Origin of the sequence: Bartonella rattaustraliani AUST/NH4 (assembly GCF_000312565.1) — a bacterium.
GTDB lineage: Bacteria > Pseudomonadota > Alphaproteobacteria > Rhizobiales > Rhizobiaceae > Bartonella > Bartonella rattaustraliani.
In genome coordinates this window covers 25,893-39,746 of sequence record NZ_CALW02000014.1, presented here as the reverse complement: position 1 = coordinate 39,746, position 13,854 = coordinate 25,893, and the positions used below count along the sequence as shown (strand labels likewise).

Sequence of the window (13,854 nt, the reverse complement as noted above, 5' to 3'; positions counted from 1 at the left end):
CCCACTTCTCAATAATTTTCAATAAATACGTATTTTACGTAACGGATAAACTTAACCAAAATAAGGAGATAGATCATGGCACCTCTCAGATCTGCCATAACACAACGAGCTATTGCACGTGCTTTAAAAGAGGCAAAAAAACAAGGCTGCGAATTAATGGAAATTAAACCCACGGGGGAAGTCCTTCTCTATCTTAAAACCGGTATCCCAATACCAAATTCAGCTGCGCATCCTGATAGCTTGGAAAGCTTATTAAGAAAAGAATATGAATTTGATATCGTTTTATAAGTGATCTTATGCCTAAACCTCGCCCCCCTCATCTTGTGCGTGAACGAACACGTCATGGTAAAACTCTATGGTATGTGCGTATTGGTCATGGAAAGCGTATTAGAGTGCGCGGAACCTATGGAACACAAGAGTTTGTTGACAACTACAAAAGCGCACTTGCCGAATTACAAGGTATAACACCTCCTAAACCTAAAACAGGTAAACTTGTTGAAGGTTCATTCGCATGGCTGCTTAAACAGTATTTTAACAGCTCCGATTGGCATAGCTACGCTAAAGCTACAAAAAAGCAAAAAGAGCTCATCCTTATGAAGGTATGTGATACTACAAGAAATATTCCCTATCAAGCCATTGAAAAAAAACATATCATAGCTGGCGTTGAACGGCGTAAAGAAACACCAGCAATGGCTAGGAACTTTCTGAAATCCCTTAATGGGCTTTTTAATTGGGCAATTAAACAAGGTCTTTTAGAAAATAATCCAGCGTTAGGTATCAAACCACCAGCCCTTCACAACAAAGATGGCTTTGCTGTTTGGACAGAAGAAGACGTTGAAAAATATTATCAACAATGGTTACATGGTACCCATGAACGCGTCTGGATTGATATTCTTCTTTACACGGGTTGCGTAGAGGTGACGCCATTCGTATTGGCTGGAAAGACGTAAAAGATAACATAATTCACCTCAAAACAGAAAAAAGTAAATTTCAAACAGATGTCTTTCTGCCAATTCTACCTGAATTAGCAGAAACTCTTAAAATTGGTCCTATTGGGGATGAAACATTTATTTGCGGGAAAGGTGGGAAAAAATTCACCAAAGAAAGCTTTGGCAATACATTTAGAAATGCTTGCAATGCACCAGGCATTAAAAAATCAGCACATGGATTAAGAAAATTAGCAGCAACACGAGCAGCCAACTCGGGTGCAACCGTATCACAACTCAAAGCACTTTTTGGTTGGACTGATGACAACATGGCCTCTCTTTACACAAAGAGTGCAGACCGTAAAAAGCTAGCTCTTCAAGCTATAAAAAAGCTCCAAAAAGATGAGGGATAGAGGAAAAAAAACATAATAGAATCAGGATTCGCCTATTCCCTCATATTATATGTAAGTATTTTATTGTATTTATTTTTTATTTGCCTCATCGCCCACCATTTCACTTTTTATGCCTTATAACTTATTCATTTTATTCGCCTTTTTTAAAGAGTGCGGGACACCTAGATAATAGGTGCGAGAATAAAGTTTCAAACACAGCATTTCATAAAGCGCATTTGGGATACAATTAGAGAAGAATTTATCCCTCCTAAGGGTGAATCTTCTCTCTTTGGGCATTATTTCATTTTTTACTTCATGTAACCTATTAATTTTTATATTTCTAGAGTACAAGATAGCTGGGATAAAGGTGTATGATTTCAACTATGCATATCGCAAAATGCCACCTTCTTTACTAATAAATCTTTGATTCTGCCAAACCCTATTAAGAGACTGTCCAAAATATGAAAACGTATGAGTGGTTATGTAACGAAATAAAATCATAAAATTTTATTATAAAAAATTATGACAGCTGTTTATCTTTGAATGACATTTTGGTTACATTATTTCCTATCAAAATCGAAAATATTTTTAATCAGCGTATTTTGTTCAACTAAATCTCTCTTCAAAAGCTTAATGTTTTTGTTCAAAAAGATGGGGGCTTTCAATGATAAGCTTTTCTCGTGCTTTTTGTAACTGCTTAATGACCTCATCAATTTTTGACGAAGAATAAAATTCTTGGCTATCCAATAAACTCTGCTTCTCCCTGCCCTCATAAAAACATTGCATCTGATATTGAAGCGTCCTAATTTCCTGAAAAAAAAGGCGTCCCGTTTCCTTAAAACCGTTATTCAGTGAAAAAAGTTGATCAGAAATCGAGAGCAAAATTTGTTTCAAAAAGCGCTCATTTTCTTGGCGTTTACGATATTCTAAAAGAAGAGCATAACTTATCTCATCCAACTGTTTTTTTGTAGAATCGATTTGATTCAATAAATTCGCTTTTTCCCCCATATTACCTTCTCTCACCTTCAAAAGCATAGTACGAATATTTAATAATTGCACAGCAGAATGAGAAAAGTAATCGACTAACTTATGAGATGTCTTAGCATAACATTTTTGGACAAGCATCATGAACTCACCTAATTATTAGTCTTTACATTCATTCCGCTATTTATTTTGAGTGTATAAAGCACTTCTAAAGAAAATGCTAAGAATGTCGTTTATAACCTATACAATATTGACGAAAAACTCTGTTGCTTTTCACAGTTAATGTGGAGTCATTGCGGTCAACGGAGTTAAAAAACGAATAGGTGCATAAAGAATAAGATGGGTTGTCTTCTCCAATACAGTACTACCATCAGCAAGAAGTGCCTGACTGGGCGACAATTCCGTACCCTGCATAATTGTTGAAGCCAAAGAACCTTCGCGAGAAAGAGCCATCAATGTTGGTGATGACGCAAAGACATTATGTGCTCCACCATCGACATTAGAAAAGTCGAGGATAGCTATTCCATTTTTACGCAACATGTCGATATCAAAACCATCCCCCACACGGTGGTGCCCTCCCGTAAGACGCCCTGAAACAGCGAGTGCTTTATCCGCACGAGAGACTAAAATAGCAGTTGGTTGAGGCAATTTCTTAATATCATTAAGTTGACGTTCAAACACATCAACATCAATGTCTGGCGCTGCCATTAAGAAACTTGTCATACGACGAATAGGTTTATATTTTCCCTGTAATGCCAAAGTTCTAAATGCTTCCATTATGATAAAATTACCCATAGAATGTGCAATAACAGAAATCTGATCAGCATCGGTTTCGCTTATGAGTGTTAAAAGCTCTATCAGTCCATCACGTGCAAAATTAGCGCTATCACGGTCATAAATATAAAGAGGTACTGAGCCTGCAGAGGGCCACGAATAGTGCACAGCAACAACATCTAAAGAATAATCGTACGTAAACTGAGCCGTACGAAATGTTCCATCTGCAAAATTGTTATTATAGCCGTGAATAAAAAGAAAAATTTCTCTTTTTCCTTTTGGCTTTTTTGCTAAAGCAGCATTTAATTGCTGCTTAAACTGTTCCTTATTATCGTATTTTTGCAATGCTACTGCTGCAAAATATTTATCATGAGTAGGCTTATACGCGTTTATCTCTACCATACCCTTCATATGTTGTTGAGGAATTCCTATGTCAACGCGGTTATAAGATACCTTATTGGACCGCTCTGCCCCATAGGGTTGAGAATAGCTGTTTTGCCTCATACGACTTGTTGCAACATACACTGGAATAATAGCTTTCGGAAGAATCGGCCCACCTTCAACTTCCCTTTGCGTAGCAACCATAGATGGTGTTGCATGTACTCCATGCCAAAGCACAGCACGCGACCGACTACATGCTATTAACAACGAAACGCAAATAAAGAATGCACAAGACTTTAAAACCGTATTTCTTACCACAATACCACCAAGCTTTATCGAAAAGATTTAATCTCCCTAAGATTACAATATTCTTAGACGATAAGCAAAAAACAAAATTTCCATCCAATTGAAATGGAATTGCCCAAAACGCGTAAAAATCTCACTACAATACGCAACACAGTCCCCTTCATAGTTATACTGATAGCTCTATCACGAACATAAGTGGTGTGGTTTTGATACGCCATAACCCTACTCCATTCGCATATTTACCTTTAGGAAAATTTTTTACAGATAAAGCGGATAATCTATCACGTATTCTTGTTTTCCTAATCACTTTAAAACCACCTTTTGAATTGCACTTTTGACAGATTCATCAGATATCAAAGTCGTGTGTAAAAGACATTAATTAAATAAAAACAATGATAAACAAAAAAGATAAAAAACAACAACACTAAATGATATTGTAGAAAATCTACAAGTGGTGCGGTCGAGAAGACTCGAACTTCCACGGGTTGCCCCACAGCGACCTCAACGCTGCGCGTCTACCAATTCCGCCACGACCGCACGTGGTAAAAAACATACTAACTTCTGGCTTTAACAAATCACAAAGAAAGGTACAAGCCTATTTTCACTTTCCCATGATTTATTTTCCCTAAGCACCTTATAGTCTAATATAAATCATTTTAATATGAGATTACGGCTTTTGAATTATCGTCATAAAGTCCACATGTGCGCTTTGATCTTCTTCATAACAACCATGAAAACTCGTTGTAACCGTTGTCGAACCTTGCTTTTGGATTCCTCTCATAGCCATGCACATATGCTCAGCTTCAATCAAAACCGCAAGTCCACGAGGTTTCAAATATTCTTCTAAAGCATATGCTATTTGAGCTGTCATCGCTTCTTGTGTTTGTAAACGACGAGAAAAAATATCAACAACACGCGCAATTTTTGAAAGACCAACAATTTTTGTATCAGGAAAGTACCCGATATGCGCTTTCCCAACAATGGGAATCATATGATGTTCGCAATGGGAATAAAAAGGAATATTTTTAACAATTATCGCTTCATGATATCCTGAAATTTCTTCAAAAACCGTTCCTAATATTTCTTCAACCGATTTGTTATAGCCAGCAAAGAGCTCACCATACGCCTGAGCGACACGCTTTGGAGTATCAATAAGCCCTTCTCTGTTTGGATCTTCCCCCACCCATAAGAGCAACGTACGAATCGCAGCTTCAACCTCCTCAAAACGAGGGCGCGCGCTCTCAGATAAACTTGTCCCTGATGAAAGTGGGTCTGAGGTACCTCCTTCAAAAACATTACACATTTAAAAACTCCAAGCTAATTTTATACAAAGCATTTGCTATACCTTCATTTCATTTTATATAATCTCTATATAAGCGAATGAAAAGCTTAAACAATCACGATTTTCGAAATTTCAGGTAAGAGCGTATGATTGATAATATCATTGATAACATTTATAATGATAAAATACTTCAATATGCCGCGCATATAAGCAGAATTGGACGCCTTCATAATCCAGATGCAACATCAAAGAAGCACGCACGCCTTTGTGGTTCAACCGTTATTGTAGATCTAAAAGTAGAAAATGACAGTGTGATAGATTTTGCTCATGAAGTCCATACATGCGTGTTAGGACAAGCTTCAGCTTCACTTTTAGCCTCTCATATCATCGGGCAAACAACACAAAGTATTAAAGTACTACGCGAAACGATCTATCAAATGTTAACACAAAACGGGACTCCTCCTTCCACTCCCTTTGAAGCCTTTTCTGATTTACAGCCCATTAAGGACTATAAAACACGCCATGCCTCGACAATGCTCACCTTTGATGCCACAGTAGAATGTATTAAACAAATCGAAAAAAATAAATGCTAAAACCATCCTCTCAACGAAAAAAGTCACCTTCTCGACAAAACAAAAAACAAACGCGAAATTATACAGGTCATTGGCAAAAAACACCTGGACGATTATTGGGAATTTTCTTGATACGCCTCTATCAAATAACACTTTCTAACTTGATAGGAAATCAATGTCGCCATATGCCAACCTGTTCAGAATATACTTATGAAGCCATCGCACGTCACGGACTGTGGGCAGGTGCATGGATTGGGTTTTTTTCGTCTTATACGTTGTGGCCCTTTGGGAACAGCAGGCTTTGATCCAGTCCCTACCAGACTCGAAAGTTATTGTTGTTTTTATAAACCTTGGCGCTACTGGAAAATTTCTGCAAAACACACCAAATAATTCTTTCCTTTTTTTATGCATATTGATAAAAAATCAGTCTATAAATTTAAATGATGACTAAATTTTCATGACACCATCCGCAATCGTTAGCGGAATTGGATTAAAGGAGTATTTTATGTCTGTCTCTGTTTCTCTTTCTTTTCCTGATGGCTCAAAACGTGATTACCCCGCAAAAATGACGGGTTTGGAGTTAGCAGAATCCATTTCTAAATCGTTTGCAAAAAAAGCGGTCGCTTATAATCTCAATGGAAATACGCATGATCTATCAGACCCATTAGAACAATCTGGTCAAATAGAAATTATTACCCGGGAAGATCCACGTGCTCTTGAACTGATACGTCATGACTGCGCACATGTCCTAGCTGAAGCTGTGCAAGAACTTTTTCCTGAAACACAAGTCACAATAGGCCCCGTTATCGAAAATGGTTTTTATTATGATTTTGCACGTCAGCAACCTTTTACATTAGATGATCTCACCATCATTGAAAAGAAAATGCGTGAAATTATTCAACGCAATAAACCTTTTAGAAAAGAGATTTGGTCTCGTGAAAAAGCAAAAGAAGTTTTTACTAAAAAAGGTGAATTTTATAAAGTTGAACTTATTGAGAGTATTCCCCAAAATCAAGATTTGAAAATTTATTATCAAGGTGATTGGTTTGACCTTTGTCGTGGTCCACACATGCAGTCTACAGGGCAAATTGGCAATGCTTTCAAACTCATGAAAGTTGCAGGTGCTTATTGGCGTGGTGATGCCAATAATCCAATGCTCACAAGAATTTATGGCACAGCGTTTGCAAATGAAAATGACTTAAAAGCCTACCTACATATGTTGGAAGAAGCTGAAAAACGTGATCATCGCCGTTTAGGACGTGAAATGGATTTATTTCATTTTCAAGAAGAAGGACCAGGAATGATTTTTTGGCACAAAAAAGGCTGGAAAATGTTCCAAAACTTGACAAACTATATGCGTAGACGTCTTGATGATCATCAATATGCCGAAGTTAATGCACCACAAGTACTTGATAAGTCATTTTGGAAAACATCTGGCCATTGGGGCTGGTATAAGGAGAATATGTTCCAAACAATTCCAGCAGCAGAAGATTGGAAGAGTGAAAATGTTTACGCTCTTAAACCAATGAATTGTCCCGGCCATGTACAGATTTTTAAACATGGTTTAAAATCTTATCGTGATTTGCCTATAAGACTTGCTGAATTTGGTCTCGTTCATCGTTATGAGCCATCTGGATCTCTCCATGGTCTTATGCGTGCACGTGGTTTTACACAAGATGATGCGCATATCTTTTGTACCGATGAGCAGTTAGCGGATGAATGTCTTAGTATTAATGATTTGATCTTATCAACTTACGCTGATTTTGGTTTCAAAGAAATCAGTCTTAAACTTTCAACACGTCCGGAAAAGCGAGTGGGATCTGATGCATTATGGGATCATGCCGAAAGTATCATGGAATCCGTTCTGCAAACTATTGAGACAAAATCTGCAGGACAAGTTAAAACGAGTATCCTTCCCGGTGAAGGTGCATTTTATGGTCCAAAATTTGAATATACATTGAAAGATGCTATCGGTCGTGAATGGCAATGTGGAACAACGCAATTAGACTTTAATCTTCCTGAACGTTTTGGCGCATTCTATATTGATAAGGATTCAGAAAAACGTCAACCGGTTATGATTCACCGTGCCATTTTTGGATCAATGGAACGTTTTCTTGGTGTATTAATTGAAAATTTTTCTGGTCATATGCCACTTTGGCTTGCTCCTGAACAAGTTGTTGTTGCAACAATTACATCCGAGGCAAATGAATATGCCCAAAAAATAACAGCAAAACTTAAAGCTATCGGGCTTTCTGCAGTATCAGATCTTCGGAATGAAAAAATTAACTATAAAATACGGGACCATTCTGTACAAAAGGTTCCTGTTATTTTGGTATGCGGCAAACGCGAATCGGAAACAAATAGCGTGAACATGCGCCGTTTAGGAAGCCAAAATCAAACCTTGTTATCTATAGAAGAAGCAATTTCGCAACTCACAGATGAAGCTACACCACCCGATTTGCGTCGTTTAATAAATAAAGAATAAATAATGAAGATACACCAAAAAGAAAAAAGTGAAAAAAGCGCTTTTACCTTGCTCTATTTACCTTGCTCTATCAAGCACGCGTTTGCATTCAATCAACTCAAACAGTATTTCCTGCAACAATGCTTCATCACTCTTATCTTTATAAGCATGCGGTGCACCAACAGATGCTTCAGCTTCATTCTTCATAAAACTTAAAAGCCCAAAAGAAGATTTTTTAAGCTTATCGTTAATAAGTTCAGAAGTTTTTCCTGCATGTTTTTTTTCTATTACAACATTCATCGCCTCAAGATTGCCATTACCAAACGCCGTGACAAAGGCAACACCATTCTCTTTCAAAAGACGCTGCACACCCTTTATCGTATAACCCTGATCATACAGTAACTGTTTAATACCATTAAGCAAATCAACATCAGCTGGGCGATAATAACGTCTTCCTCCGCCACGCTTCATTGGTTTAATCTGCTTAAAACGCGTTTCCCAGAATCTTAAAACATGCTGCGGAAGCTCCAACAATTCAGCGACTTCACTGATTGTGCGAAAAGCATCGGAGCTCTTATCCATTTTGCAACACCTTAATTTAATACACTGCGAATGATTTCATAACGATTTATCAAGTCTCATGCTCTCAACAAGAGAGGTCAAAAATAAGACCATAACTTGGCTGCATTTCAACACAAAGGCCTTTTGCTTAAAACAAAACTTAAAACGTGCTTTTATGCAATTTCTCTTAACAAATGCCAAACCTTGTCGCAAGGCTTATTCATGTGATATCATCCCTGTCTTGTGCGATGTGAATCTAAAATTCTTTGTTTGAGCACATTGGCAGCCTTAAATGTCACAACACGCCGCGAAGGTATAGGCGCTTCAACACCAGTTTTTGGATTACGCCCTACACGTTCATTTTTATCGCGAACTTGAAAAGTCGCAAAAGAAGATAATTTAACCGCCTCACCTCTTACAAGTGAATTGCAAATTTCATCCAAAACCAATTCAACCAAAGCTGCTGATTCTGTGTGTGACAAGCCCACTCGTTTACAAACTACGCTCGCTAAATCTGCACGCGTTACTGTTTTACTTGCCATTATAACCACCCATTCAAATATTAAAAATTACAAAGTGACTTATACGTTTTATTCCAATATGGTCAAGCGATCATAGTCTACCAACGAATAAGAACTGCTCCCCATGTAAAACCACCTCCCATAGCTTCTAACATAATGAGATCTCCTTTTTTAATTCTTCCATCACTAACAGCCGTTGTTAAAGCCAATGGAACAGATGCTGCAGATGTATTACCATGTCGATCAACGGTAATCACAACCTTATCTATGGAAATTCCCAATTTTTTAGCAGAGGCTTCAATAATCCGTTTATTGGCCTGATGAGGCACAAACCAATCCAATTGTGAAGAATCCATACCCGCAGCAGCAAAACAATCATCTACCACATCCGTAATCATACCAACTGCATATTTAAAAACTTCTCGTCCTTCCATACGCAAATAGCCGGTTGTTTGCGTTGTTGAAGGACCACCATCAACATACAACTTATCCATATACGTACCATCAGAGCGTAATTTTGCAGATAATATACCACGATCAAAAGAAATATTACCCTCACTTTCCTGTGCTTCCAAAACAGCAGCCCCCGCACCATCACCAAATAAAACACATGTCGTGCGATCTTTCCAATCTAAAATGCGAGAAAATGTATCAGCGCCGATAACTAACATTCTCTTGACTGCGCGGCTGCGTAAATAGACATCCCCGGTTGTTAAAGCAAAAATAAAACCAGAGCAAACCGCTTGAATATCAAAAGCAAATCCATGGCACATTCCCAAGGCATGCTGAATTTCAACAGCAGAAGCAGGAAAAGTACGATTTGGTGTTGAGGTTGCCAAAATAAGACAATCAATATCTTTTATTGTCAGACCAGCGTCTACAAGCGCTGCTTGTGCCGCTTCAACACTTAGAGAAACTGTTGTTTCATTTTCACTGGCAATGTAACGCTGATGTATTCCTGTACGCTGAACAATCCATGAATCTGATGTTTCAACAAACTTCGTAATCTCATCATTCGACAAGCTTTTCTTGGGCAAAGCACTCCCTATACCACGTATAATGGATCGAATCATTCGCTCCTGACCTTTTTCTAAGATTTTTCATTTATATTATACAATTTTATCATATGTTGTACCCATTGACCGCCGTTTCATCTTCTTGATCAAAAAGCACATCTTTATTCTCATGAAACTGCCGTAAATCAAGCGCTATTTTTTTTAAAAGCCCATTGCTAACCATCTCATAACCAACACGAATAGCAGAGGCAAAACCATTAGCATTAGCACTGCCATGGCTTTTTATAACAACACCGTTTAAGCCTAACAGAACTCCACCATTCACCCTATCGGGATCCATTTTATGTTTCAGTGTACGAAAAGCACCCCGCGATAAAAAATAACCAAGAGATGTTAAAAAGGAACTTCGCAATGCAGAGTTTAAAATCTCTGCTATCTGCCGCGCCGTTCCTTCTGCTGTTTTTAAAGCAATATTACCAGAAAACCCTTCTGTCACAACAACATCTACGGTTCCTTTTCCAATGTCATTTCCTTCAACAAATCCCTTATATTCTAATCCTTCTAATTGCACTTCACGCAATATCATTCCAGCCTTTTTTATCGCATAAAGACCTTTAACTTCTTCAACACCTACATTTAAAAGTCCCACACTTGGCCTTTCTGTGTGATATAAGGCGCGAAACATACCTGCTCCCATAACCGCCAAATCTACCAACTGGCTCGCAGATGCCCCAATCGTCGCCCCAATATCTAAAACAATGCTCTCATTGCGAAGTGTTGGCCAAATTCCTGCAATCCCAGGACGCTCTGCTTCAGCCATCATCTTGAGACAAAAATAGGACATTGCCATAAGCGCACCAGTATTTCCAGCAGAAATGCATGCATCAGCTTCACCATTTTTTACCGCTTCAATTGCATACCACATTGATGACTTACCGCGCCCATTACGCAATGCCTGACTTGGCCTCTCATCCATACGTGTATAACTTTCTGTAGGAAAAAAACACGAAACAGCTGCCAAATAAGGGTATTTTTTTAAAACAGGCTTAGCAACTTCATCGACCCCATAAAACAGAAAACGAACATCTGGCAAATGTTTTTGTACAATTGCGGCTCCTGCAATCGTTACTTCCGGACCATAATCACCGCCCATCACATCTACAGAAATTCTAATCACGCTTGTACATCCCACATCTTTTTATTTACGCCTTCAAACACCATATTGCGATTTTTCACCCCTGAACCCCCTTAAAGCACATCACATAAAATAGCTTCGCAGAAAATACTGTTTTTACAATAGTACACAATAGACAATTTTTTTATGCTTTTACAATCACTTCCAATTTTTTAAAACTGAAAATGGTGATGTTTTTTTCTCAACCTCTTCTAAATTTTCAATCACCTGCATCTTTATTCCCTTTTTACGAGGATAATGGTCAAGAGATAACTCAAAAAATTCTTCCATGATCGCACCAATATCAATTTTATCACCATAAAAAACTTCTGGTGTATCGGATCCTTCTACATCTAGAAACAATTCACCTGTCTCTTCTGATATTCTTGGCTTCGTCAGATTTGAATCTTCCGGAACAAAAACCATCTCAACATTTTCATGAAGAATATTTTCCAACGGCTCTAATGTAACAACACATAACTGTATTATACGCGCCCTTAATAAACCTTTTATACGGACCCCACGCTTTTTCCAAGGTAAAATATGGAATTTCCCCTCACAAAATTTTACTTCAACTAAATCATGATTTTTAGCTAAATGTGCACATTCACTCTGATTCGCACAAATATGAACCCTTATACCTTTAGCAGGCAACGAACGTACTAATATTGGATAAGCCAAAGCAAATGTCATTGGAAAAACATTTTGAGCATTCATTGGAAACTCCCCAATATGTAAAGAGTATAAAAAGTAAAGTACCGCGCTTTTATTAAGCTAAAAGACATTGATTTTTTTCTTTTCTAACGAAACACTGTATGGCATAATTTACTCTATAACAAGGAAACTCAATGTAAGCTATGGCGAATTAATCTGGAACTAAGAAAAAATTGAGGTTGCCTTCTTATCATGCATCTAAATATATTCTTATCGTACATCTAAATAGATTAAAGGGAGGTATCATTGTTTCAAATTCCCCACAAAGTGGACTTAATCGGACGTAAATTGTTGATGGGTTTATCAATAGCAAGCATGATCGTCACTGCCGGTTGTAGCTTTGTTGATCTTTCAGGTTCAAGCCAGACATATCAAGAAGGTTACATTCTTGATAAAAATGCTCTCAGCTCTATTTCCGTTGGATCAAGCCAGGAGCAAGTTATTTTAAGTCTAGGCCGCCCCTCAATGAAAACAAAATACGATAATGAAGTCTACTATTATATCTCACAAACACGGTATCGAGCGATGCAATTTATGAAAACGAAGATTGTTGATCGCAAAGTTTTGGCTATTTACTTCGATAAGAATAATCAAGTAAGTAAGATAGCACACTACGGTCTACAAAATGGTAAAGTGTTCGATTTTATCACACAAACAACACCAACCATTACAAAAGAGCAGCCGTTCTTGATCCAAATCATTAAGGGGCCCGCAAATTTACCAGTCCATAACTAGGCTGTAACATCTCCATGCAATCCTGATTATATCAGGATTGTAATGATGTTTTTAAGAGCGCGTTTTTTTCGCCATATTATCAAGAACGGCATTAACGAGTTTTGGCTCATCACCTTCGAAAAATGCCTTTGCTATATCGACATACTCATTCACAACAACCGCAACGGGGACATCCCGACGATTAATCAACTCCCACAAACCTGCACGCAGAATTGCGCGTAATATAGAATCAAGACGTGAAAGTGACCATTCAGCGGAAAGCTGTTGATGAAGCATAGGGTCAAGCTGTTTTTGATCTTTTACAACACCCGTGAGAATAGACAAAAACCACTGAAAATCAGCCTCGAGATATTGGTCTCCATCAATATCTTTTCCTAAACGATAAGCCTCATATTCAGCAGCCGTTTCCTTCACACCAGTGCCAACGATATCCATTTGATAAAGAGCCTGAACTGCAGCAAGCCTTGCTGCTCCACGTTTATTGGCTGAGCGCAGAGAATATTTTTCTTTTATATCAGCCATATTTAATGATTATCTCCAAATTTCTTTTTGAGAGCGATCATACATAAAGCAGCTTCAGCAGCAAAACCACCTTTATTTTTTTCGTCTTGTTTTGCACGTGCCCACGCTTGTTTTTCATCATCAACAGTCAAAATACCATTTCCAATAGCCAAATACTTATGAACAGTTAAGTCCATTAATGCACGACAAGAATCATTCGCAACAATTTCAAAATGATATGTTTCACCTCGAATAACACAGCCAAGTGCCACATAACCTTCGTAAGAGACCTTACGACTTTTTTCAGCAAAAGCGATTGCAGCTGGTATTTCTAATGCTCCCGGAACAGTCACAATATCGTAGTTTACTCCAGCTTTTTGCAAAACACGCGTTGCACCCATCAGAAGAGAATCAGAAATTTCATCATAAAAACGTGCTTCAACAATTAATACATGCGATTTTTTACATATCTCTTTTGTCATGACGAGATCCCACAAGAAAATTAATAAAAGAATTTAAAGCGTTAAAACACTAAACTCTTAAGACTATAC

The 13,854-nt window shown here is 37.9% G+C and carries 15 protein-coding genes, 1 tRNA gene and 2 pseudogenes; 6 read left to right on the top strand and 12 right to left on the bottom strand.

Going from position 1 to position 13,854, the window contains the following annotated elements; translation table 11 throughout:
* The first annotated feature begins 75 nt into the window (after positions 1–75).
* Together BN67_RS02755 and BN67_RS12530 are read left to right on the top strand one after the other, a co-directional pair.
* Positions 76–288 (top strand): hypothetical protein, encoded by a 213-nt coding sequence (locus tag BN67_RS02755; RefSeq protein WP_019222619.1) that lies wholly within the window; start codon positions 76–78, stop codon positions 286–288.
* A gap of 8 nt (positions 289–296) precedes the next feature.
* Positions 297–1,339 (top strand): annotated as a pseudogene (locus tag BN67_RS12530) (tyrosine-type recombinase/integrase).
* Positions 1,340–1,948: 609 nt separating this feature from the next.
* Here the strand turns inward: BN67_RS12530 and BN67_RS02745 are convergent.
* From BN67_RS02745 to folE, 5 genes are all read right to left on the bottom strand, one after another.
* Complete coding sequence (locus BN67_RS02745; protein WP_026088131.1) at positions 1,949–2,443, bottom strand: hypothetical protein; 495 nt, start codon at positions 2,441–2,443, stop codon at positions 1,949–1,951.
* A 138-nt stretch (positions 2,444–2,581) separates the two neighbouring features.
* Positions 2,582–3,661: an alpha/beta hydrolase gene (locus BN67_RS02740; protein ID WP_019222617.1), complete on the bottom strand. Its 1,080-nt coding sequence runs from the start codon at positions 3,659–3,661 to the stop codon at positions 2,582–2,584.
* 167 nt (positions 3,662–3,828) lie between these two features.
* A complete protein-coding gene (locus tag BN67_RS14380; protein ID WP_192813115.1) occupies positions 3,829–3,981 on the bottom strand; it encodes a hypothetical protein in 153 nt (50 codons plus the stop codon).
* A 234-nt stretch (positions 3,982–4,215) separates the two neighbouring features.
* Positions 4,216–4,300 (bottom strand) — tRNA-Leu (locus BN67_RS02735).
* A 130-nt stretch (positions 4,301–4,430) separates the two neighbouring features.
* Positions 4,431–5,066 (bottom strand): GTP cyclohydrolase I FolE, encoded by a 636-nt coding sequence (folE, locus tag BN67_RS02730; RefSeq protein WP_019222616.1) that lies wholly within the window; start codon positions 5,064–5,066, stop codon positions 4,431–4,433.
* Positions 5,067–5,203: 137 nt separating this feature from the next.
* On the opposite strand from folE, the gene BN67_RS02725 reads away from it, so the two are divergent.
* From BN67_RS02725 to thrS, 3 genes and pseudogenes are all read left to right on the top strand, one after another.
* Positions 5,204–5,638, top strand: a complete 435-nt coding sequence (locus tag BN67_RS02725; RefSeq protein ID WP_026088129.1) for an iron-sulfur cluster assembly scaffold protein — start codon at positions 5,204–5,206, stop codon at positions 5,636–5,638.
* Positions 5,632–6,007 (top strand): annotated as a pseudogene (gene yidD, locus BN67_RS12525) (membrane protein insertion efficiency factor YidD). Before BN67_RS02725 ends, yidD begins: the two are co-directional and overlap by 7 nt.
* A gap of 115 nt (positions 6,008–6,122) precedes the next feature.
* Positions 6,123–8,102, top strand: coding sequence for a threonine--tRNA ligase (thrS, locus tag BN67_RS02715; RefSeq protein WP_019222614.1), 1,980 nt, complete (start codon positions 6,123–6,125; stop codon positions 8,100–8,102).
* 57 nt (positions 8,103–8,159) lie between these two features.
* Here thrS and BN67_RS02710 read toward each other — a convergent pair whose 3' ends face one another.
* The 5 genes from BN67_RS02710 to BN67_RS02690 form a co-directional block, all read right to left on the bottom strand.
* Positions 8,160–8,663: a MerR family transcriptional regulator gene (locus BN67_RS02710; protein ID WP_019222613.1), complete on the bottom strand. Its 504-nt coding sequence runs from the start codon at positions 8,661–8,663 to the stop codon at positions 8,160–8,162.
* 209 nt (positions 8,664–8,872) lie between these two features.
* Positions 8,873–9,184, bottom strand: a complete 312-nt coding sequence (locus tag BN67_RS02705) for an integration host factor subunit alpha (RefSeq protein ID WP_019222612.1) — start codon at positions 9,182–9,184, stop codon at positions 8,873–8,875.
* A 77-nt stretch (positions 9,185–9,261) separates the two neighbouring features.
* On the bottom strand, positions 9,262–10,236 hold the full coding sequence (locus BN67_RS02700; RefSeq protein ID WP_019222611.1) for a beta-ketoacyl-ACP synthase III: 975 nt from the start codon (positions 10,234–10,236) through the stop codon (positions 9,262–9,264).
* Positions 10,237–10,285: 49 nt separating this feature from the next.
* Entirely contained in the window at positions 10,286–11,356 is a 1,071-nt protein-coding gene (gene plsX, locus BN67_RS02695; protein WP_019222610.1) for a phosphate acyltransferase PlsX, read from the bottom strand.
* A 156-nt stretch (positions 11,357–11,512) separates the two neighbouring features.
* Entirely contained in the window at positions 11,513–12,070 is a 558-nt protein-coding gene (locus BN67_RS02690) for a YceD family protein (RefSeq protein ID WP_019222609.1), read from the bottom strand.
* Positions 12,071–12,322: 252 nt separating this feature from the next.
* Here BN67_RS02690 and BN67_RS02685 point away from each other — a divergent pair, with 252 nt between their 5' ends.
* Entirely contained in the window at positions 12,323–12,802 is a 480-nt protein-coding gene (locus BN67_RS02685) for an outer membrane protein assembly factor BamE (protein WP_026088128.1), read from the top strand.
* Between the two features lie 51 nt (positions 12,803–12,853).
* Here BN67_RS02685 and nusB read toward each other — a convergent pair whose 3' ends face one another.
* Together nusB and BN67_RS02675 are read right to left on the bottom strand one after the other, a co-directional pair.
* Positions 12,854–13,324, bottom strand: a complete 471-nt coding sequence (gene nusB / locus BN67_RS02680; protein ID WP_019222607.1) for a transcription antitermination factor NusB — start codon at positions 13,322–13,324, stop codon at positions 12,854–12,856.
* Positions 13,325–13,326: 2 nt separating this feature from the next.
* Entirely contained in the window at positions 13,327–13,785 is a 459-nt protein-coding gene (locus tag BN67_RS02675; RefSeq protein WP_019222606.1) for a 6,7-dimethyl-8-ribityllumazine synthase, read from the bottom strand.
* Positions 13,786–13,854 lie beyond the last annotated feature (69 nt).